Source organism: Streptomyces sp. NPDC049915 (genome assembly GCF_040656475.1).
Taxonomy (GTDB): domain Bacteria; phylum Actinomycetota; class Actinomycetes; order Streptomycetales; family Streptomycetaceae; genus Streptomyces.
In genome coordinates, this window is the sequence record NZ_JBFAMH010000027.1 from 74,847 (window position 1) to 93,605 (window position 18,759).

Genomic DNA, 18,759 nt, shown 5'->3' on the forward strand with positions numbered 1-18,759 from the left:
AACGGACCGAACGGACCGGCTCACGCCGCCGGGCGCTCGGCGGGCCCGGCCGGGTCGGACGCCACGGCGTCCGCCGCGTGTTTGCGCGGGGAACCCGCCCGCCCGCCGCGCACGAGACGCAGATGGCGTCGGCGCGCCGCGTGCCGGTGTCTGACCGGCAAGGCGGTGAACAAGCGGTCCTCCATACGATCCATGATCAGCAGCAGAACGGACAGCAACGGCAGCAGAAGAACGGCGACCCAGACCACGACAGCCCCCTAGGCCCTCGGGAATGTCTTCACGGGTGCTCCGGGCCGAGCCGATGATGCGTTCGAAGCCGGTGAAGAATCCGTGACGATACGCGATGGGATATGCGTAAAGAAGACGGTATGTCCCTCTGGTACCTCCGGCAACACGGCGACAAGACCGGTGACTTTGCCGGTCCGCGCGCGGCAGCCCCCCGCCGACAGTGGCACCGCCAGCTCAACGGCGGCGCCCGCAGGTCGCGGCACCCCAGCCGTGCCCTCGTCCGGGCGGGCGTTCGCCACGACCGAGAGGACCACTCGTCGTGCAGCACCCGCGCACCAGCACCGCGGCCCCGGCCCACCGAGCCCGCCCCACCCGTTCCACCCGCCGTGGCGGCCGGCTCGCCGCCTTCGCCGCCTCCCTCGCCGCCGTCGTCGCCCTGACCACCCTGGGCGGCACCGCGGCCCACGGGGCGGACAACCCCTACGAGCGCGGCCCGGCGCCGACCGCGGCGAGCATCGAGGCGCTCCGCGGGCCGTACGCCGTCTCCGAGACGACCGTCTCGCGGCTCTCCGTCACCGGCTTCGGCGGGGGCACCATCTACTACCCGACCAGCACCGCCGACGGCACCTTCGGGGCCATCGCCGTCTCACCCGGCTGCACCGGCACCCAGTCCTCCATCGCCTGGCTCGGCGAGCGCCTGGCGTCGCAGGGATTCGTCGTCTTCACCATCGACACACTCACCACGCTGGACCACCGACTCGAGAGGAGGGCAGTTGCTCGCGGCGCTCGACTACCTCACCCGGAACAGCTCCGTCCGCGGCCGCGTCGACAGCACACGCCTCGGGGTCATGGGCCACTCGATGGGCGGCGGCAGCCTGGAGGCCGCGAAGGCCCGGCCCTCGCTGCAGGCGGCGATCCCGCTGACGCCGTGGAACCTCGACAAGACCTGGCCGGAGGTCAGCACCCCCACCCTGATCTTCGGCGTCGACGGCGACACGATCGCCCTCCGTGGCCAACCCATGCCGAGCCCTTCTACAGCAGTCTCCCCGCCTCCCTGGACCGCGCGTACCTGGAGCTGAACGGAGCCACCCACTTCACGCCCAACACCTCGAACACGACGATCGCCAAGTACAGCATCGCGTGGCTGAAGCGCTTCATCGGCAACGACACCCGCTACGAGCAGTTCCTGTGCCCGCTGCCGCGGCCGAGCCTGACCATCGAGGAGTACCGGGGCAACTGCCCGCACACTTCCTGACCGTCCGCCCGCCCGGCGGCCGCCCCCGGCGGGGTGGTGCCGCCGGGGCCGGTGCGTTGGGCAGCGGCACAAGCCGGGCCGCGCCTGCGTTACGCGACAGTAACGTCGCGGGAATGACCAGACAGACGCCCCTGGAACCCGTGACACCGCGGTACCGGCCGGGTCCACGCCGGCACGCGGTGGACGCCCTGCTGGAACGGTTGCGCGGCGGCGGAGGCCGGACGCGAAGGCGGTGGGCGGTCTGGTGGCCATGGAGGAGGCGCACCGGGCGCCGGGCGTGGAGGAGTATCGGAGGGGGCGCCACTCCTGAGGGAGGCCGCACGGGGCCCGGCGACCACCGGCGAAGGTTCGGGATGCGTGTACCCGAACGGGCCAACGCCGTGCCCCGGGCCTGTACTCTCTGTGCTGCCGGTTCCGGTGCCGTTTACGGGAGTTGGGGACGCAATGCGGAGTGACGGGGAGCTGTCCACGGAGATCGACGCCTCCGTGCCGACGGCCGCGCGCATGTACGACCACTACCTGGGCGGCAGGGACAACTACGCCGCCGACCGCGCGGCGTGCGAGCAGCTCGACAAGGTCGTCCCCAGCACCCGCCGGCTCGCCCTGAACAACCGTCACTTCCTGCAGCGCGTCGTGCGGACCCTCGCCGGGGAGCACGGCATCCGGCAGTTCCTGGACCACGGCTCAGGCCTGCCCACCCAGGAAAACGTCCACCAGGTCGCCCAGCGTCTCGATCCCACCGCGCACGTCGTCTACGTCGACAACGACCCCATGGTGCTGGTGCACGGCCGGGCGCTGCTGGAGCAGGACGAGCGCACCACCGTCATCCACGCCGACCTGCGCGACACGGACAAGATCTTCGACCACTCCGACACGCGACGCCTGATCGACTTCTCCCAGCCCGTCGCCGTGCTGTTCAACTCCGTCTTCCACTGCATCCCCGACAGCGACACCGACGGGCCGCTCGCCGTGGCCCGCCGGGTCGCGCGGCGCCTCGTGCCCGGCAGCTACCTGGTGATGTGCCAGCTGGTCAGCGAGGATCCCGAGGTGCGCGCCTTCGTCACCGACTTCATGGACCAGGCGACGCAGGGCCGCTGGGGCCGCGTGCGCCAGGAGAAGGACGTCGCCGAACTCTTCGAGGGGCTGGAGATCCTGGAGCCAGGCCTGGTGGAGGTCTCCACCTGGCGCCCGGACACCGAGGTCGCGCCGCGCCAGCTCAGCCACGAGTGGATCGAGTTCGGCGGAGTGGGCCGGATCGTCTGACCCCTTGCAACTGCACGCACCGAGCCCCGCTCGGGTGGGCCCAGAGGTATCGCACCTCACAGCCGGCCTGATCCGAGCGACGGGGCCTAGGTGTAGCGGCTCTTCACCGTCTCGCGCAGCAGCTCGATCGTCTCGCGTGGCTTGAGGGCCTCATCCGCGAGGCGGTCCAGGGCGAAGCGGTATTCCTCGGTCTCGTCGCGGTCCTCGAGGAAGTTCGCGCTGCGGATGTGCTCCAGGTAGACCACGTCCGGCAGATCGAGACCGTCGAAGCGCAGGTAGGTGATCGGGATCGCGGGCGCCGACGCGTCCGTCACGTCCAGCGGCACGACCTGGACGGTCACGTTCGGGCGTTCCGCCATCTCGATGAGGTGCTCGAGCTGCTCGCGCATGACGTCCTTGCCGCCCAGCACGCGCAGCAGGACCGATTCGTCGACGACCGCCCACAGCTGCGGCGCGTCCTCCCGCAGCAGCAGCCGGGCCCGGCGCATCCGCAGCTCCACGCGGCGCTGCACCTCGCCCGCCGGTGCGTTCGGCAGGCCACGCTTGACGACGGCCTGCGTGTAGGCCGGAGTCTGCAGCAGACCGGGCACGTACTGGATCTCGAAGGTACGGATGGTGGCCGCCGCCTCCTGGAGCCCCACCAGCCGCTCGAACCACTCCGGCATCAGCCGCTTGTCGTAGCGCTGCCACCAGCCGGGCTCACCGGCCCGCTGCAACAGCCTCAGCAGCACCGACGCCTCGTACTCGTCGGTGCCGTACAGCGTCAGCAGGTCGCGCACATCGCTCTCGGCCGGAGGGCGGCGGCTCTTGCCGGACTCGATGCGGGACAGCTTGGCGCCACTGAAACCGAGTTCCTTGGCGGCCTGGTCCTGGGAGTACCCGGCGTCCTCGCGGAAACCGGCCAGCTGGACGCCGACCAGCATCTTCAGCAAAGTCGGCGCGGGCTCCGACCGGTCCAGATACGATTCCAGCCGGGAGAGGCGATGCGACTGAGCGGACATCCTTCACTCCCCGTTGACCGGCAGACCTGGCGGCCAGAATATCGTACTCGTTCCCGATGCGGCCCATCGTCCACCCGATCCGGGGGAGTTGGGTCCGAGCCCGGATCGGCCGAACGGGCCCCGGGTCCGCGTCAGACCAGGTGGTCGAACTCGCCGTCCTTCGCGCCCGCCAGGAACGCCGCAATCTCCGAGGCCGTGTAGATCAGCGCGGGGCCGTCCGGGTCACGGGAGTTGCGCAGCGCGATGCCGCCCTCGATCAGGGGTGCGACTTCCACGCAGTTCCCCTCGGCGTTGCTGTACCGGCTCTTCATCCACCGGGCGTCCAGCGAACTCGCTCGCACTCCGTTGCGTACTGGTGGCATCGCAGTCTCCTTGCCGTGACCGACCCGTCGACGCAGTGTCGCGCAATTTCTCGTGCAATTGCACGCGAGCGCCGTCTGCGTGGATAATAGCCGTGGCGTCAACCCGCGGGAGGGCGCCCGGTCCTGACGTCATTTCAGGGAGAAGACGTGCTCTCACCTGCGTCGACAGCGCAACGGTCATCGGGCGCCGCCGGGGTGTGCGGGCACGTGAGGCACTCGGCCGGCGAACCGTCCGGCCTCCCGGGCCGACCGGCCCCTGCGAGCTGACCCGACCGCCGTGGAAAGGCCCCACGTCATGCGCACCGCTCCGACCGGACAGCAGAGCACATCGCGCACGGAGAGCGACGCCCCCGCCGCGGCAGCGGCCCGGCAGGCGCCGCTGGCCGGCCTCGGGCAGGTGCCCTGGGCGGAGATCAAGGACTCCACCGGCTCCGCCGCGGCGATCCCGCTGCTGCTGAACACGATCGCCTGGGGAGACCCCGCGACGGCCCGTGCCGCGCTGGAGGATGTGCGGAAACGCATCTGCCAGTACGGCTTCGTGGTGGAACAGGCCACCGCCGTCACCGTCCCGTTCCTGTGGGAACTGGCCCAGCTGCCCCACGTCTCCTGCCGGGCGCGGATCATCCAGCTGCTCAAGAGCATCGCGGACGCCCGGCAGTGGGAGAGCACCGCCGCCGCCTACCCCAAGCTCCTCAACCACCGCGAGAACCACGTGACCTGGGAGCGGGCCGCCCGTCAGGCGGTGCGCGACCGGCGCGGTGTGCTGCGCCATCTGATGGCCGAGGGTGACGCGGAGATCTCGCGCGCCACCACCGAACTGGCCCGCGCGCTCGGCGAGTGGGGATCGCACGTCTCGGACAGCGGACAGCGCGTGTGAGGCGGCCGCGCCTGGTGTAGTCGTGGACCCCAGCGTGGAGAAACCGCTTACTCCTGACTCCGCACCTGGGAAGGCCACCGCCGATGGCGTCGTCGCTGGAAAGACCGCTCGACCACCGCTACCGGGACGAACACCCGATCCGCACGCTCGCCTACCTCTTTCGCGCCGACCGCCGTCGCCTCGCCGCAGCGGTCGTCGTCTTCACCGTCAAGCACAGCCCGATATGGCTGCTGCCGCTGATCACCGCGTCCATCATCGACACCGTCGTCCAGCACGGGCCGGTGGACCGGATCTGGACCTCGACCGGGATCATCATGTTCATCCTGGTCGTCAACTACCCGCTGCACCTGCTGTACGTCCGTCTCCTCTACGGCAGTGTGCGCCGCATGGGCACCACACTGCGCTCGGCGCTGTGCACGCGCATGCAGCAGCTCTCCATCGGCTACCACTCCCGGGTCAGCGCGGGCGTGCTGCAGGCCAAGGTGGTGCGCGATGTCGAGACGGTCGAGCAGATGGTCCAGCAGACCGCCGAGCTGGGCCTCGGCGCCCTCACCGTGCTGACCGGCGGACTGGTCATCATCGCCGTGCGCACACCGGAGTTCCTGCCCGTCTTCCTCGTGGTCGTCCCCGCCGCCGCCCTGCTCGTCGCCCGGCTGCGGGCCCGCCTGCGCACCCACAACGAGAACTTCCGGCATGAGGTGGAGGCCCTCTCCTCGCGCGTCACGGAGATGACCCGGCTCATCCCGGTCACTCGCGCCCACGGCCTGGAGGGCAAGGCGCTGCGCCGCATGGACGGCACCCTGCGCCGGCTGCTCAGCTCCGGGATGCGCCTCGACCTCGTCAACGGCCGCTTCGGCTCGCTGTCCTGGGTGGTGCTCAACGTCGTCGGCGTGTGTGTCCTCGAGGGTGCCGCCCTCGTCTCCTACCACGGCGTGTGGGGCGTGAGCGCCGGTGACGTCGTCATGCTCAGCGCCTTTCTCACCACCCTCACCAACTCCACGACCACCCTGGCAGGCCTCGCCCCTGTGATCACCAAGGGCCTGGAGTCCGTCCGTTCCGTCGGCGAGGTCCTCCAGGCGCCCGAGTTGGAGGACAACGAGGGCAAGACCGAACTCACCTCCCTGCGCGGCGCCGTCACCTTCGAGAGCGTCGGCCACGCTTACGACGCCGACCGGGTCGTGGTGCGCGACTTCACGCTGTCCGTCGTGCCCGGTGAGACCGTCGCGCTCGTCGGCGCGTCCGGCGCGGGCAAGTCGACCGTGCTGAACCTCGTCATCGGCTTCATCCGGCCCACCTCGGGGCGGCTGCTGCTGGACGGAACCGACATGGCCACGCTCGACCTGCGCACCTACCGCCGGTTCGTGTCCGTCGTACCCCAGGAGTCGATCCTGTTCGACGGCACGGTCCGGGAGAACGTCGCCTACGGCATGGAGGACGAGGCGGACGAGGAGACCGTGCGGGCCGCGCTGCGCGACGCCAACGCGCTGGAGTTCGTCGACCGGCTCCCGCAAGGCCTGGACACCCTGGTGGGCGAGCACGGGGCGCGCCTGTCGGGCGGGCAGCGCCAGCGGCTCGCCATCGCCCGCGCGCTGATCCGCGATCCCAAGGTGCTGATCCTCGACGAGGCGACCTCGGCACTCGACACCCGCTCCGAGGCGCTGGTGCAGCAGGCGCTCGCCCGGCTGCTGCGTGGCCGCACCACCTTCATGGTCGCGCACCGGCTGTCCACGGTCCGCGGCGCCGACCGGATCGTGGTGATGGGCGAGGGCCGCATCCTGGAGACCGGCACCCATGAGGAACTCCTTCGGCGCGGCGGGGCCTACACGGCGCTGCACGCGGGGCAGGCCGCCTGAGCGGCGGCTGCACGCGCGTCGTCGTTCCCGAGAGCCACCCACCCCGGTGTCGCGCGGATCGGCCGCGGTCGACGATCCCCTCTCGCGTGCATCGTCCCGCGGAGCGTTCGACGGCACCGGGGAGACGGTGGACGGCGGAACAAAGGCCGACGGGGTCCGGGGCGCAAGCAGTAATGTGCTGATGGGTAAAACATGGGAGGCCCGCCCAGGATGCCTCGCGGTCAAGGGCGCCCATGCCTGCGGCCCGGGTCTCCGAACGTAACGACCACCTGACATCCCTGACATCCCGTGAGGAGACTTGGGCACCATGGGAGCCACTGCGCCCGACGCCGCCACCGAGGGATCCGGCGCCCCGCTCGCCGGGGTGCGGCACGACACCTTCACGGTGTCACTCCGTCTCGCCGCCCCGCCGAGCGCCGTGTTCGAGGCGTTCTCCGACGCGCCCCTCCGGCGCCGGTGGTTCAAGCTGCCCGGCCGCGAGGTGGCGTACCGTCACGACTTCGCGGTGGACGGCGGTGAGGCCGCGTCGAGTGTCTTCCCCGTTCCCGGCGCGCCGCCGGAGCAACTCGGCTACCGGTCCCGGTACCTCGACATCACGCCGTGCTCGCGGATCGTCTACGCCTACACGGCCCGCGTGGACGACGTCGTGCGTTGGTCCTCGCTCGTGACCGTGGAACTGGACCCGGAGTCGGACGGCACCCGGCTGCGGTGGACCGAGCAGGCGGCCTTCCTGGCGGCGTCGGCGGAGCCGGAACACGACCTCCCGCACCTGCGTGGCGCCACCCGCCTGCGGTTGAACGGTCTGGCGGCCGCCCTGGCGGCCGAAGCCTGAGCCGGGCCCCCTTAACGCGGCCGACGTCAGGCCGCGTTGCTGCGGTGGGTGCGGTGGCGGCAGGCCGCGTCGTGGGACGTGCCCAGACTGGTCCACCAGCGTTCGCAGCAGGCCGCCCCCAGTTCCGCGCGGACGAGCGCCTCCGTCGCGTCCGGCCGCGCGCCGCCGCCGCACCCGGGGCTTTCCGTCTCCCGCACCAGGGCGATCAGCGGGACCAGACTCGCTGCGCTGAACAGACACCCGGCCCGGGCGGGACCGTGGCCGAAGTCCAGGACGGCCGTCCAGGCCAGACCGGCGCTGGTGACGACGTAGAGCGCGCACAGGGCGCGGGCGGACCAACTCATCGGTGGACACCGTTCGTAGACGGGGAGGCCGTGCTCCCTGTCCAACTCCCCCCGGCGCGGCGAAGAAGCGGTTCCTGGCGACTCGCCCTCGGTTCGGGTGAATTCGGCGGACGTGCCCGTGCCGTGATGGTTCCGCGACCCGTGCGTGACAAATTTGGTCGCCACGGCCCGTCATGGCCGTAAATCCTGCCATTCAGCGAGGAAAGCGTGCATGATCCTGCCAGGGCGGGGCATACGGAGCAAAAAATCGAGAGAGGGGAGCTCCGTGCTGGTTCCGGACCCGAAGGTCGTCAGGCATCTGCTGACGCAGTACGCATCACTCAAGATCGCCCAGGCGGAGAGGGAGAGGCCGGCGACGGCCCGGGAGTTGGAGGACGTGAGCTACACCCTGTGCGTCCTGATGGGCACGACGAGCGTGTACGACGCGATCGCCAGGGCGGACGCCCTGCTTCTGGCGGCGAACCGGCCGCAGCCGCAGACCAGCGAGACGGACGGCGACAACGGCCTGTCCCTTGCGGTGTGACCCGCACGGACCCCTGACGACCCGCACACCGGCCGATCGCCGGTGTGCGGGACTGCGGGGTAACGCACCCGGGCGTCGGCGAGGGCGCCTAGACTCGACCCTCGTGCCCACCACGCGGGCCCACGAGAGGAAGAGCACCGGGTGTTCCAGGATTCCCCCATCTACGACCGACTGATCGCCGAATGCGGAGACGTACCCACCGAGGTGCGCCGGGAGGCCGAGCGCGTGAACAGGGAGCTGGAAATGGTCCTGCGCCCGCTGCGCTCTCCGGGCTACCACGACCCGTCCCCGCGCTCCGCCCACCCCGGCGCCGGCTGGCAGCGCACCGCCATGCTGCCCGCACCGCGCTCGCAGTGACCCCGCACCGGCCTGGTCCGCCCCTACGGCTCAGGGCAGGACGCAGCCGGTGCAGTTGACGTGCTGGGGCCGCCGGTCCGTGAGGGGCCGCCCCAGCCATTCGGCGATGGCGCGGGCGATCGGCTGGCCCGTGTCCACCTCCACGAAACCGAACTGGCCCGACTGGTTGCACTCCAGGAACCACCAGGTCCCGTCGGCGTCCTCGGCGAAGTCGAAGGCGCCGTACGCCAGTTCCGCCTCCCGCAGATAGCCCTGCACCGCCTCCGCCACCCGCGGCGGCACCTCGGCCGGCTCCCACGGTCTGCCCGACGCGTCGAAACGGACGTCGACCAGGTCCGGATGCGCCTGCGGATCGGCCGGCTTGCGGGCGGCCAGCAGGCGCTCCCCGATGGCGGTCAGCCGGATGTCGGCCCGTTTGGCGATCCGGCGCTGCAGCAGGGTCGGGCCATAGGCGACCGCCGAGAAGTCGGTGTCCGGCGCGATCCGGCTGGTCGGCACCGCCCGCGGCGGATCCTGCGGATGCGCGCCGGAGACCGGCTTGACGACCAGATCCGGATAGCGTTCGGCGAACTCCCGGGCCGCCTGCGGAAACGTCGTGATCAGCGTGGCCGGAACGGGCAGCCCGCAGCGCTGGGCGAGGTGCAGCTGCCACGGCTTGTGCCGGGCACGGCGGGCCGCGTCCGGGTGGTTCATCCAGCGCGCGCCGCTGCCGCGGAGCATGCCGTACAGCGCCTGCGCGGACTCCTCCGTCAGCCACGTCGACGCGTGCGGTGCCCGCGCGGCCGCGGCGCCGGGTCTGCGGACCCACACCGACCGCAGGCCGTGCAGGCTCACCAGGCGTCCCGCGGACGAGAGATGGCCGCGGAACGCCCCGTGGACGTACTCGCCGGAGAGCGCGACGCCCTCGGTGAGATCGGCCGGGTCGAGCCGGACCACTGGTACCGCGGCGGCGTTCAGGTGGACCACCACCATGTCGGCCGTCACGTCCTCTTCACAAGTGAGGATCAGTACGGTCATTGTCGGCGGTCTCGCGTTCAGTCGTCGAAGTGGGTTTTGGAGCCCGCCGTCGACGTCGTGGTCCCCAGCTCCCTCAGCAGCGCGTGGTCGCGGGCGGCGATCCGGCCGTCGATGAGCACGTTCAACTGCAGCCCGGAGTCGTAGGTGTACGGAACGGAGAACTCCAACTCCGCAGCGGGCCGTGCGTAGTTGAGCGCGAACGGTTGCATCGTCTCTCCCTCGTCGGTACTGCATCGAACACGTGGTGCCGCCGTGCGGCGCCCCTTGGCCAGCGCGTTCCTGCGACCTCCAGTCACTTATACGAATCGAACGGGTGAATGGTTTCCTTACTCTGCGTGATCGGCGCGGAGTTGGGTCTCGTCGCCCGTCGTGACGCGGTGGTGAAGAGGGTGTGCGGGCCGGGGACTTCCGGTGGTCAGCTCGCCGGTGCGGCACGGTGCGCGAGACGGCGCGGGAACCGCGGTGCGCGGGGGAGTGCGGCGATGTCGTCCGGATGGAGGGCGTCGGGCAGGACGTCGGCCGGCAGGACGGCGGCGCGCGTGGTGGTCGTGTCCACGAGTCCTCCCCTGGCGCGGAGCGCCGCACCGCGTCTGCTCTTCCCCCGCTTTCGATTCACGGATTCCCGTTTCCGGGCCCGGTTACCGCCCCGCGCGGCGAAACCGTTCTCGCGAACGTCCGTTCCAACGGGCCCGCCGAGTCCCGCGAGTTCTCGGACCAGGCGCGACCGCATCCCTCAACCTCCAGCAGTCCGGGCAGTACGCGGGCGCGGCGACCGACGTGCTGCGCGCCGTCGGGGTCGAACGGCCCGTGGAGGACGCCAGCCGGCTGGTCGCGGTGTTCTCCCGGCCTCCGTACCGCGCCGGGGACGCCGACGAGATGATCCGCGCCGCCGCCGCGCACCGCCCGGTCGCTGAGGTAACCCGGCTGATGGAACTGCTCTACCGCGAACCGGCGGAGCAGCACCGCGGCGACGAGGCCGTGCGGGCGGCCGCCCGCCGCCACCGGCCGCCCGGCGGAGGAGCTGGTGGACTCGTCGGGCGGCCGGCCCGCGAGCGGGAGCAGCGCGCCGCGCAGGCGCCGCCCGCGCCGCCCGCCGCGGACCAACCGGCGGCGGAGGCGGCCGCCCCGGCCCAACAGCCCTCGTCGTCCCGCGAGGACGGGCCGCCCGCCGCGCTCGCGTCATGGCCGGCCGTCTCGCCGCGCTCGTTCTCGCCCTGTGCGGCGTGGCCTGGTTCCCGTTGCACCGCGACGGCGCACCGGCCCGGGTGTACGGCGTGGCCTTCGGGCTGTCCGCCCTGTGCCTGCTGCCGGCCCTGCTGCTCACCCGCCGGCGCCCCGCGCTGCCCGTCCTCGGTGCGGCGGTGGCCGTACCGGCGGCCCTGGCGGCGGCCCGACTGCTGGTCGGCCGGATCGACGTGGCGGGTCTGTCGCGCTTCCTCGTGCTGACGGCCGCACCGCCCTGGATCACCGGCCCGCTGGTCCTCGCCGCCGCCCTGACCGCACTCGCGGCGCTGTGCGTGCGGCCGGCCGGTGAACGCCCGGCCCCGCAACCGGCGGCGACCCCGGCGGCGGTGGGGGAGCGGGTCTCCTCCGAGTAGGGCCGGGTTTCGGGATCGCGCGGCGCGACGGCCGCCACGAGGGGCACAAGAACCCCGTGGCGGCCGTCGCCGTCGTACCCCCCGCCGGCACGCGAAGGTGACGGGGCTCACCGCATGCCCGTCAGCGCCTCCAGCACCTTGTCCGGCGTCAGCGGGAGGTCGCGCAGGCGGATGCCCGTGGCGTGGTGGACGGCGTTGGCGATCGCCGCCGCCGTGCCGACGATGCCGATCTCGCCGATGCCCTTGCTGCCCATCGGGTTGAGGTGGGTGTCGTCCTCCTCGCTCCAGTGCGCCTCGATGTCGGGCACGTCGGCGTTCACGGGCACGTGGTAGGACGCCAGGTCGGACTGGACGAAGTCGCCGAAGGCCGGGTCCACGGTGCTGTCCTCCGTCAGCGCCATGCCCAGGCCCATCGTCATCGCGCCCACGAACTGCGAGCGCGCCGTACGGGCGTTGAGGATCCGCCCGGCCGCGTACACGCCCAGCAGCCGGCGCACCCGGACCTCACCGGTGACGGTGTCCACGGCGACCTCGGAGAAGTGCGCCCCGAAGGCGTGCCGGGAGTACGGGCTCTCGGCGTCGGCCGTCCCGGCCGTGTCGGCCTCGGCGGTGAGCCCCTCCGCCGGAAGGGGTTCCGGCCGTCCGGCGAGCCGCTCGGCCAGCCGGGCGCACGCCTCGTGCACCGCCCAGCCCCAGGAGGCGCTGCCCGAAGACCCGCCGGCCAGGGAGGCGTACGGCAGGTCGCTGCTGCCCACCTCGGTGCGCACCCGGTCCAGCGGAACACCGAGGGCGTCGGCGGCGACCTGCGCCAGCACCGTCCGGGCGCCCGTGCCGATGTCCGTGGCGTTGATCTCGACGAGGAACGTGCCGTCGGGCCGGGCGTGCGCCCGCGCGGTCGACGGCTGCGTCACGACCGGGTACGTCGCCGCGGCCACCCCCGTGCCCAGCAGCAGCGGCCCCTGCCGCCGCGCCCCCGGCCGCGGGTCGCGCTCCGCCCAGCCGAACCGGCGGGCGCCCTCGCGCAGACACTCCACGACGTGCCGGCTGCTGAACGGCTTGCCGCTGTCCGGCTCGCTCTCCGGCTCGTTGACGACCCGCAGCTCGACCGGGTCCATGCCCAGGGCGCAGGCCAGTTCGTCCATCGCGGACTCCAGCGCGTACATCCCCGGCGCCTCGCCGGGCGCCCGCATCCAGGACGGGGTGGGCACGTCGAGCCGGACGACGCGGTGCACGGTGCGGTGGCCGGGGGCGTCGTACATGACGCGGGCGGGCACCGCCGCCTGCTCCACGAACTCCTTGATGCGCGAGGTGTGCGTGGTGCTCTCGTGCAGCAGCGCGGTCAGCCGGCCGTCGGCGCCGGCGGCGAGCCGCACCCGCTGCACGGTGGGCGCGCGGTGACCGACCGAGCTGGGCAGGAAGCGGCGAGGGTAGGCCATCGTGACCGGTCGTCCCGTCGCCCGCGACGCCATCGCCGCCAGAACGACGTCCGGGCGCGGCGTCCCCTTGGAGCCGAAGCCGCCGCCGACGTGCTCGGCCACGACCGAGATCCGCTCCTCGGGCAGGTCGAACAGTCTGGCGAGCACCATCCGCACGACGGACGTGCCCTGGCTGGAGGTGTACACCTTCAGCCGCTCGCCGTCCCAGTGGGCGGTGCTGGCGTGCGGTTCCATGGGGTGGTTGTGCAGCGGCGGCACCCGGTAGGTGGCGTCCACGCGGACGGCCGCGGAGGCGAACGCGCCTTCCGGGTCTCCGTGTTCCCGCACCGCCGGATACCCGGCGTTGGCCTTCTCGGGGACGTACACCTCCGGATGGTCCTCGGTGAGCGTCACGTCGTGAGGTTCCTCCGCGTACGTCACCCGGACCGCGGCGGCACCGGCACGGGCCGCCTCCAGGGACTCCGCCACCACCAGCGCCACGCACCAGCCGCGGTGCGGCACCCGCGCGTCCTGCAGCACGGCGAGCGTCGGATCGTTCGACTTGCCCAGGCGCGGCGCGTTGTCGTGGCTGAGCACCGCGACGACGCCGGGCAGGGCGAGCGCGGCGGAGGCGTCGACGGCGGTGACCCGGCCGCGCGGGACGGTGGCCGGCACCGGACGGGCGCAGAGCCGGCCCGACAGGGCGTGCTCGGCGGCGTAGCGGGCGGTGCCGGAGACCTTCAGACGCGCTTCACGGCGCTCGGCCGGCGCGCCCACGGCGGTGGCGGTCATGCTTCCTCCTGGCGGATGCAGGTCAGGTCGCCGAGGACCGGGCCAGGCCGGTCAGGACGTCCACGGCGAGATTGCGGGCGAGCGGCACCTTGAACGCGTTGTCGCGCAGCGGCCGCGCCTCGGCGAGCTCCAGATCGACGGCGTGTTCGAACGCGGCCGCGGTGGGCGCCGCGCCGCGCAGCACCTCCTCGGCGCGGCGGGCCCGCCAGGGCCGGTGCGCCAGCGCCCCGAAGGCGATTCCGGCCCGCTCCACGACCCCGTCCGCCACATGCAGCACCGCCGCGACGGACGCCAGCGCGAAGGCGTACGACGCCCGGTCGCGGGCCTTGCGGTAGCGCGAGGGCAGACCGGCCGTCGCCGCCGGCAGCCGCACACCGGTGATCAGCTCGCCCGGCCGCAGCTCGGTGTCCTGCTCGGGGTGCTCCCCGGGCAGCCGGTGGAAGACGTCCGCCGCGATCTCCCGGGCGCCGCCGGGGCCGTACACCTCGATGCGCGCGTCGAGCGCGGCCAGCGCCACCGCCATGTCCGAGGGGTGGGTGGCGATGCACTTCTCGGAGTGGCCGAGCACCGCGTGGTCGCGGTGGACGCCGTCCAGGGCGCCGCAGCCGGTGCCCGGCTGACGCTTGTTGCACGGCTTGGACAGGTCCTGGAAGTAGGGGCAGCGGGTGCGCTGCATCAGGTTGCCGCCGGTGGTGGCGGCGTTGCGCAGCTGGCCGGAGGCGCCCGCGAGGAGCGCCTGCGAGAGCGCCGGGTAGCGGTCGCGGACCAGCGGATGCGCGGCGAGGTCGCTGTTGCGGACCAGGGCGCCCACCCGCAGGGAGCCGTCCGCCAGTTCCTCCACTGCGGCCAGCGGCAGCCGGGTGACGTCGACGAGGACGGCCGGCTGTTCCACGCCGAGCTTCATCAGGTCGACCAGGTTGGTGCCGCCGCCGAGGTATCGGGCGCCGGGGTGGGCGGCGTACGCCTCGGTGGCCTCCGCGACGCTGCCCGCCCGCACATAGCCGAAGGGCTTCATGGGATCACGTCCTCCACCGCGTCGACGATGCGTGGATACGCGCCGCAGCGGCACAGGTTGCCGCTGAGCCGCTCGCGGATCTCCTCCCGGGTCAGCGGCACGGGCCGGCCGGACGGCGCCGCCGGGTCCGTGACGTGCGAGGGGTGCCCGGCGTCGGCCTCGGCGAGCGCGCCGAGCGCGGAGCAGAGCTGGCCCGGCGTGCAGTACCCGCACTGGAAGGCGTCCCGCTCGGCGAAGGCCCGCTGGAGCGGGTGGGATGCCTCGCCGTCGCCCGCGAGGCCCTCCACGGTCGTCACCTCGCAGCCGTCCGCCGCCACGGCGAGCAGCAGGCATGCGTTGACGCGGCGCCCGTCCACCAGGACCGTGCACGCGCCGCACTGGCCGTGGTCACAGCCCTTCTTGGCGCCGGTGAGATCCAGATCCTCGCGCAGCAGGTCGAGCAGGGTACGCCGGTGGTCGACGGTCAGGGTGTGCGGTTTGCCGTTGACCCGGAGGGTCGTGTCGGAATGGTGCGCGGCCGACGGTGCGCGGTGCTCGCTGCCCATGTGGTGTTCCCCTCCGGACGGGGGCGTCGTGCTGTCCTGTCCGCGTATCCCGACTGCGCCGGGCGACACCTGCCGATGGCCGGAAACCGGTGGCGGACCGCCGGGGTGCGCTCCCTACGCTGGCCGCATGACAGCTGAGCACCCGGACGCCGTCGCCCCGGTCACCGCTCTGCGCGCCTCCTACGGGGCTTTCGCCGCGGTCGTCGAAACGCTCGGCGACGACGAGTCCTGGCTGCCCACGGGCTGTACCGGATGGGCCGTGCGCGACCTCGTCTTCCACTGCCTCTCCGACGCCCAGCGCGCGCTCGTCGCCTTGCACACGCCGGCCACCGCACCAGCGGACCGGGACGCCGTGACCTACTGGCACGACTGGGCGCCGGATCCGGTCGGCGCCGCGCACGGGCGGCGCTGGACACGGGTGAGCGCGAGCATGTTCCTCAGCTTCGGCCCGCTGCGCGACCTGTACCTGGAGACCGCGGCCGCCACCGTCACCGCCGGTGCGGCGGCCGACCCGGCCCGCGCCGTGGGCACCCAGGGCCACGTCCTGACCGCGGGCGACCTGCTCACCACGCTCGCCGTCGAGGCCACCGTGCACCACCTCGACCTCACCGTCTCCCTGCCAGGGGCCGCGGGCCCGGCGCCGGAGGGCCTCGCCGCGGTGCGGGCCACCCTGGACGGGCTGCTGGGCCGGCCCGTGCCCCTGGACTGGAGCGACGAGCACTACGCCCGTGCCGCGACGGGCCGCGCGCCTCTCACTCAGGAGGAGCGGCGCACACTGGGCTCCTCCGCGGAACGGCTGCCGCTGCTGTCCTGAGCGGACTCGCCGACGGCGGCGGGCTCACCCGGCGGGGTGGCATTGTCCGCGGTGGCGGGCTCCCGTGCAGAGGGGATTCCGTCCACGGAGAGTTCACCCGAAGAGCTGATCTCGCCGACGACGGACGGTTCACCCAAGGAGGTGGTCCCGTCGGCGGCGGCCTCCTCGGCGGCGGCCGGACCGGCCGGAGCGGCAGGCTCGCGGAGGGCGGCGGGGCGCAGGGAACGGCCGGAGATCTTCAGGCGTTCGAAGGTCCGGGTCAGCTGCTGGAGCGGACCGCCGACGGGCCGCGCCGGTGCCGGCTGGTCACCCACGGTCGCCGCGGCGGTCTCCCGGTAGGCGGCCAGGGCCTCGTGCGCGCGTTCCGCGGCCTCCCGGTACAGGTCACGGGAGCGCGTCATCGCCTCCAGCGCCTCGGCGTACATGGCGACCAGCGCGCGCTGGCGCTCCAGCTCCTCCTCGAGCGTGTACAGGTGCCACCCCTCCCGCAGCGCGCCCAGCTGTTCCGCGGCACCGTCCGGCAGCGGCCGCGCCAGGGCGGCGAACCGGGTCACGGCGTCGACCAGCTCCACCGGCTCCGAGCCGTCCAGGAACACGCTGCGCACTGAGAAGTCCGCGGCGCTCCAGCCGTCCGGAACCGGGGCGCCGGGCAGGACGGCGGCGCCTCCGCGCGGCACCTCGACCCCGGCGTCGCGCAGCGCGTAGTTCAGGGCGCGCAGCTGGTGCGGGGCGGCCCGGTGTTCCACGACGCGGTGGTGCAGGCCCGGCGGCAGGAAGCGGGTGAGCGGGCCACGGCCGCGTTCGTCGGGCGTCATCGCCTCGTGGACGACGACATGGACGCTCCAGCGGTCGCGCAGGGCGTCCTTCAGCACCCGCCGCAGTGCCTTGTCGTCCTCCGGCAGCGCGTTGACCTGGAGGAAACGAAGTCCTGTCGCGGACTCGTGCGCCCAGCCGCCGTCCGGCTCAGCGGGCCAGAACACACCCGCCGGCGACGGCCAGCGCAGGTCCCACGGCCGTTCGGCCTCCGCGACCAGCAGCCATTCCTGGCCGTGGCCGGCGCCCATGGCGACGGTCAGCCGTGCCCGGACGGTCACCGCCTCGGGCACCTGCCAGCGCGCCTCGAAGACGCGCTGTCCGGCGGGAGATTCGTCCTCGGGCAGTTCCAGGAAGTCCTGGACGGCCCCGTCGTCCTTCAGCCGCTGCAGGTGTCTGCGCAGCACGCCGGCGGCTGCGGACCCCAGGAACCGGCCGCGGGCCGGCCACAGCGTCGGGGGTGTAGTGGAGGGATCGGTGCGGTCCGTGGGCGAGATCGGCATGGGTCCGTTCGTGAGGGCGGGGACGACGTGTCCTGCCAGTATCGTCGCCGCGGCCCCCGTGGAGCACGCGGGGGTGAGAGCGCGTACCGCGTGTCGGACCGGCTGCCGGACCGCCGCGGTCACTCCTTGCGGTCGGGATGGGGTTCCAGGCCCGCGACGATGTCCGTCACGCCGGCTTCCTCGTCGGCTTCGTCCCGGCCCGGCCGGGCGTCGGCGCCACGGGTGTTCGGCTGCCCGCCGCCCGTGGTGCCGTAGCCGCCGGGTACTCCGGGGACGCTCTCGGCGTCGGCCTGTTCGCGGCTGATGTGCCGGGTGGCGCGGACGCCGGCGCGCCGTTCGTCGTGGGGGTAGTCGAAGGGGCGGGACGCGGCCCGCTGCTCGTCGGCGGTCTCCGCCGCCTGGGCGGCCTCACGCGGATCGGGTGTCTTGCGGTCGTTCATGCGGGCCGGGTACCCGGGGCGTACGGCGGCATGTCGCCGCGCGCTCTCGTCCGGGCATGGCGCACACGGGACGCACGCCGCGCGCACGGCGTGTGCGCCGTTCACCATGGCGGGCGGTGCGCACCCGTGGTTCCGGCCGGGCCCCGGCCAGCACAATCATCTGGGCGGACAGGGCCCGTTCACCATCCGCATCGGGACGGGTCCTGTCCGTTTCGGCCGCACGGTGGACGGTCAGTCGTCCAGCGGCTGCCACGCCGGACCGTCGAGCCGCAGGCCGTTGCAGAGCGCCGGCTGTGCGGACTGGTCAACGGCCTGGCCCAGCAGATCGCCGACCATGTGCGCGAACGCGCCGAGGCGCTCGGGCTCACCGCGCCGCAGGCGACCGCGCTGCGGGAGATGACCGGGCCGATGACCATGCGGGAGCTCGCCGAACGCATGAGCTGCGAGCCGTCCAACGCCACCTTCGTGGTCGACCGGCTGGAGAAGCAGGGCCTCGTCGAGCGCCGCCCGCACCCGACCGATCGCCGGGCCCGGCACCTGGTGCTCACCGAGCAGGGCCACGCCCTGCAGACCCGGCTCCTCGAACTGCTCGAACGGGACTCGCCGTTGGCCGGCCTGGGCCCGGATCAGCAGCGCACGTTGCAGGGCCTGCTGGAGCAGGCCCTCATCCGGCCCTGACCGATGTCAGGAACCGCCGCTGCCCTCCCGCTCCGGACGGCCACGGCGCCGGCCGCGCCGACGGCGCTCCCGCGGCGTCGGTACGGCCTCGACCGGGGGTGCGCTGAAGCCGCCCGGCACGAACGGCGCCGCCACCGGCCGACGGAGCGGCACCCCCAGCCGGGCCATACGAGCGAGACGCGGTCAACCTCCCGAGCACGTGATCGTGCACGGCGAGACGAGCCTTTCCGATGG

At 73.1% G+C, this 18,759-nt stretch carries 21 protein-coding genes and 1 pseudogene; 10 read left to right on the top strand and 12 right to left on the bottom strand.

Annotation, left to right across the window (positions count from 1 at the left end; genetic code table 11):
* Positions 1 to 20 precede the first annotated feature (20 nt).
* Positions 21 to 248, bottom strand: coding sequence for a hypothetical protein (locus AB0J12_RS32565; protein ID WP_363268197.1), 228 nt, complete (start codon positions 246 to 248; stop codon positions 21 to 23).
* Positions 249 to 547: 299 nt separating this feature from the next.
* Here AB0J12_RS32565 and AB0J12_RS32570 point away from each other — a divergent pair.
* Both AB0J12_RS32570 and AB0J12_RS32575 read left to right on the top strand, forming a co-directional pair.
* Positions 548 to 1,483: pseudogene (locus AB0J12_RS32570) on the top strand (alpha/beta hydrolase).
* A 444-nt stretch (positions 1,484 to 1,927) separates the two neighbouring features.
* Positions 1,928 to 2,746 carry an SAM-dependent methyltransferase gene (locus tag AB0J12_RS32575; protein WP_363268198.1) on the top strand — a complete coding sequence of 273 codons (819 nt, stop codon included), beginning with the start codon at positions 1,928 to 1,930 and terminating at the stop codon, positions 2,744 to 2,746.
* A gap of 86 nt (positions 2,747 to 2,832) precedes the next feature.
* On the opposite strand, the gene AB0J12_RS32580 is transcribed toward AB0J12_RS32575, so the two are convergent.
* Together AB0J12_RS32580 and AB0J12_RS32585 are read right to left on the bottom strand one after the other, a co-directional pair.
* Positions 2,833 to 3,747, bottom strand: a complete 915-nt coding sequence (locus tag AB0J12_RS32580) for a helix-turn-helix transcriptional regulator (protein ID WP_363268199.1) — start codon at positions 3,745 to 3,747, stop codon at positions 2,833 to 2,835.
* A 131-nt stretch (positions 3,748 to 3,878) separates the two neighbouring features.
* A complete protein-coding gene (locus tag AB0J12_RS32585) occupies positions 3,879 to 4,109 on the bottom strand; it encodes a DUF397 domain-containing protein (RefSeq protein WP_363268200.1) in 231 nt (76 codons plus the stop codon).
* 295 nt (positions 4,110 to 4,404) lie between these two features.
* Between AB0J12_RS32585 and AB0J12_RS32590 the strand changes: the two genes are divergently transcribed.
* The 3 genes from AB0J12_RS32590 (at position 4,405) to AB0J12_RS32600 (ending at position 7,671) form a co-directional block, all read left to right on the top strand.
* A complete protein-coding gene (locus AB0J12_RS32590; protein WP_363268201.1) occupies positions 4,405 to 4,986 on the top strand; it encodes a hypothetical protein in 582 nt (193 codons plus the stop codon).
* Positions 4,987 to 5,069: 83 nt separating this feature from the next.
* Positions 5,070 to 6,839, top strand: coding sequence for an ABC transporter ATP-binding protein (locus tag AB0J12_RS32595; protein WP_363268202.1), 1,770 nt, complete (start codon positions 5,070 to 5,072; stop codon positions 6,837 to 6,839).
* 307 nt (positions 6,840 to 7,146) lie between these two features.
* Positions 7,147 to 7,671 carry an SRPBCC domain-containing protein gene (locus tag AB0J12_RS32600; protein WP_363268203.1) on the top strand — a complete coding sequence of 175 codons (525 nt, stop codon included), beginning with the start codon at positions 7,147 to 7,149 and terminating at the stop codon, positions 7,669 to 7,671.
* Between the two features lie 26 nt (positions 7,672 to 7,697).
* Here the strand turns inward: AB0J12_RS32600 and AB0J12_RS32605 are convergent, their stop codons facing one another.
* Complete coding sequence (locus AB0J12_RS32605; RefSeq protein ID WP_363268204.1) at positions 7,698 to 8,015, bottom strand: hypothetical protein; 318 nt, start codon at positions 8,013 to 8,015, stop codon at positions 7,698 to 7,700.
* A gap of 265 nt (positions 8,016 to 8,280) precedes the next feature.
* On the opposite strand from AB0J12_RS32605, the gene AB0J12_RS32610 reads away from it, so the two are divergent.
* The gene (locus tag AB0J12_RS32610; RefSeq protein WP_363268205.1) at positions 8,281 to 8,538 is read left to right on the top strand and encodes a DUF5133 domain-containing protein; all 258 of its coding nucleotides are present in this window, start codon (positions 8,281 to 8,283) and stop codon (positions 8,536 to 8,538) included.
* Between the two features lie 141 nt (positions 8,539 to 8,679).
* Positions 8,680 to 8,895, top strand: coding sequence for a hypothetical protein (locus AB0J12_RS32615; protein WP_363268206.1), 216 nt, complete (start codon positions 8,680 to 8,682; stop codon positions 8,893 to 8,895).
* Positions 8,896 to 8,925: 30 nt separating this feature from the next.
* Here the strand turns inward: AB0J12_RS32615 and tgmB are convergent, their stop codons facing one another.
* The 3 genes from tgmB to AB0J12_RS32630 all read right to left on the bottom strand — a co-directional run bounded on the left by tgmB (position 8,926) and on the right by AB0J12_RS32630 (position 10,468).
* The gene (gene tgmB / locus AB0J12_RS32620; RefSeq protein ID WP_363268207.1) at positions 8,926 to 9,912 is read right to left on the bottom strand and encodes an ATP-grasp ribosomal peptide maturase; all 987 of its coding nucleotides are present in this window, start codon (positions 9,910 to 9,912) and stop codon (positions 8,926 to 8,928) included.
* Between the two features lie 17 nt (positions 9,913 to 9,929).
* Complete coding sequence (gene tgmA, locus AB0J12_RS32625; RefSeq protein WP_363268208.1) at positions 9,930 to 10,121, bottom strand: putative ATP-grasp-modified RiPP; 192 nt, start codon at positions 10,119 to 10,121, stop codon at positions 9,930 to 9,932.
* 206 nt (positions 10,122 to 10,327) lie between these two features.
* Entirely contained in the window at positions 10,328 to 10,468 is a 141-nt protein-coding gene (locus AB0J12_RS32630; protein ID WP_363268209.1) for a hypothetical protein, read from the bottom strand.
* 625 nt (positions 10,469 to 11,093) lie between these two features.
* Between AB0J12_RS32630 and AB0J12_RS32635 the strand changes: the two genes are divergently transcribed.
* A complete protein-coding gene (locus AB0J12_RS32635) occupies positions 11,094 to 11,510 on the top strand; it encodes a hypothetical protein (protein WP_363268210.1) in 417 nt (138 codons plus the stop codon).
* A 107-nt stretch (positions 11,511 to 11,617) separates the two neighbouring features.
* On the opposite strand, the gene AB0J12_RS32640 is transcribed toward AB0J12_RS32635, so the two are convergent.
* From AB0J12_RS32640 to AB0J12_RS32650, 3 genes are read right to left on the bottom strand one after another with little or no spacing between them, the layout of a single operon-like run.
* Positions 11,618 to 13,717, bottom strand: coding sequence for a xanthine dehydrogenase family protein molybdopterin-binding subunit (locus AB0J12_RS32640; RefSeq protein ID WP_363268211.1), 2,100 nt, complete (start codon positions 13,715 to 13,717; stop codon positions 11,618 to 11,620).
* A gap of 22 nt (positions 13,718 to 13,739) precedes the next feature.
* Positions 13,740 to 14,732, bottom strand: coding sequence for a xanthine dehydrogenase family protein subunit M (locus AB0J12_RS32645; protein WP_363268212.1), 993 nt, complete (start codon positions 14,730 to 14,732; stop codon positions 13,740 to 13,742).
* Complete coding sequence (locus AB0J12_RS32650) at positions 14,729 to 15,277, bottom strand: 2Fe-2S iron-sulfur cluster-binding protein (protein ID WP_363268214.1); 549 nt, start codon at positions 15,275 to 15,277, stop codon at positions 14,729 to 14,731. The genes AB0J12_RS32645 and AB0J12_RS32650 overlap by 4 nt, the downstream gene beginning before the upstream one ends.
* Before the next feature lie 127 nt (positions 15,278 to 15,404).
* On the opposite strand from AB0J12_RS32650, the gene AB0J12_RS32655 reads away from it, so the two are divergent.
* Positions 15,405 to 16,091, top strand: a complete 687-nt coding sequence (locus tag AB0J12_RS32655; protein WP_363268216.1) for a maleylpyruvate isomerase N-terminal domain-containing protein — start codon at positions 15,405 to 15,407, stop codon at positions 16,089 to 16,091.
* On the opposite strand, the gene AB0J12_RS32660 is transcribed toward AB0J12_RS32655, so the two are convergent.
* Both AB0J12_RS32660 and AB0J12_RS32665 read right to left on the bottom strand, forming a co-directional pair.
* On the bottom strand, positions 16,034 to 17,407 hold the full coding sequence (locus AB0J12_RS32660) for a hypothetical protein (RefSeq protein ID WP_363268217.1): 1,374 nt from the start codon (positions 17,405 to 17,407) through the stop codon (positions 16,034 to 16,036). The two genes, AB0J12_RS32655 and AB0J12_RS32660, sit on opposite strands and share 58 nt — an antisense overlap.
* Before the next feature lie 119 nt (positions 17,408 to 17,526).
* Positions 17,527 to 17,847, bottom strand: a complete 321-nt coding sequence (locus tag AB0J12_RS32665) for a hypothetical protein (protein WP_363268218.1) — start codon at positions 17,845 to 17,847, stop codon at positions 17,527 to 17,529.
* Between the two features lie 291 nt (positions 17,848 to 18,138).
* On the opposite strand from AB0J12_RS32665, the gene AB0J12_RS32670 reads away from it, so the two are divergent.
* Positions 18,139 to 18,525, top strand: coding sequence for a MarR family transcriptional regulator (locus tag AB0J12_RS32670; RefSeq protein WP_363268226.1), 387 nt, complete (start codon positions 18,139 to 18,141; stop codon positions 18,523 to 18,525).
* Positions 18,526 to 18,759: the final 234 nt, after the last annotated feature.

Excerpts from the sequence above, each read along its gene's own strand:
- AB0J12_RS32575 (WP_363268198.1), top strand. The coding sequence starts at position 1,928 with ATGCGGAGTGACGGGGAGCTGTCCACGGAGATCGACGCCTCCGTGCCG.
- AB0J12_RS32580 (WP_363268199.1), bottom strand. The coding sequence starts at position 3,747 with ATGTCCGCTCAGTCGCATCGCCTCTCCCGGCTGGAATCGTATCTGGAC.
- AB0J12_RS32585 (WP_363268200.1), bottom strand. The coding sequence starts at position 4,109 with ATGCCACCAGTACGCAACGGAGTGCGAGCGAGTTCGCTGGACGCCCGG.
- AB0J12_RS32590 (WP_363268201.1), top strand. The coding sequence starts at position 4,405 with ATGCGCACCGCTCCGACCGGACAGCAGAGCACATCGCGCACGGAGAGC.
- AB0J12_RS32595 (WP_363268202.1), top strand. The coding sequence starts at position 5,070 with ATGGCGTCGTCGCTGGAAAGACCGCTCGACCACCGCTACCGGGACGAA.
- AB0J12_RS32600 (WP_363268203.1), top strand. The coding sequence starts at position 7,147 with ATGGGAGCCACTGCGCCCGACGCCGCCACCGAGGGATCCGGCGCCCCG.
- AB0J12_RS32605 (WP_363268204.1), bottom strand. The coding sequence starts at position 8,015 with ATGAGTTGGTCCGCCCGCGCCCTGTGCGCGCTCTACGTCGTCACCAGC.
- tgmB (WP_363268207.1), bottom strand. The coding sequence starts at position 9,912 with ATGACCGTACTGATCCTCACTTGTGAAGAGGACGTGACGGCCGACATG.
- tgmA (WP_363268208.1), bottom strand. The coding sequence starts at position 10,121 with ATGCAACCGTTCGCGCTCAACTACGCACGGCCCGCTGCGGAGTTGGAG.
- AB0J12_RS32635 (WP_363268210.1), top strand. The coding sequence starts at position 11,094 with ATGGCCGGCCGTCTCGCCGCGCTCGTTCTCGCCCTGTGCGGCGTGGCC.
- AB0J12_RS32640 (WP_363268211.1), bottom strand. The coding sequence starts at position 13,717 with ATGACCGCCACCGCCGTGGGCGCGCCGGCCGAGCGCCGTGAAGCGCGT.
- AB0J12_RS32645 (WP_363268212.1), bottom strand. The coding sequence starts at position 14,732 with ATGAAGCCCTTCGGCTATGTGCGGGCGGGCAGCGTCGCGGAGGCCACC.
- AB0J12_RS32650 (WP_363268214.1), bottom strand. The coding sequence starts at position 15,277 with ATGGGCAGCGAGCACCGCGCACCGTCGGCCGCGCACCATTCCGACACG.
- AB0J12_RS32655 (WP_363268216.1), top strand. The coding sequence starts at position 15,405 with ATGACAGCTGAGCACCCGGACGCCGTCGCCCCGGTCACCGCTCTGCGC.
- AB0J12_RS32660 (WP_363268217.1), bottom strand. The coding sequence starts at position 17,407 with ATGCCGATCTCGCCCACGGACCGCACCGATCCCTCCACTACACCCCCG.
- AB0J12_RS32665 (WP_363268218.1), bottom strand. The coding sequence starts at position 17,847 with ATGAACGACCGCAAGACACCCGATCCGCGTGAGGCCGCCCAGGCGGCG.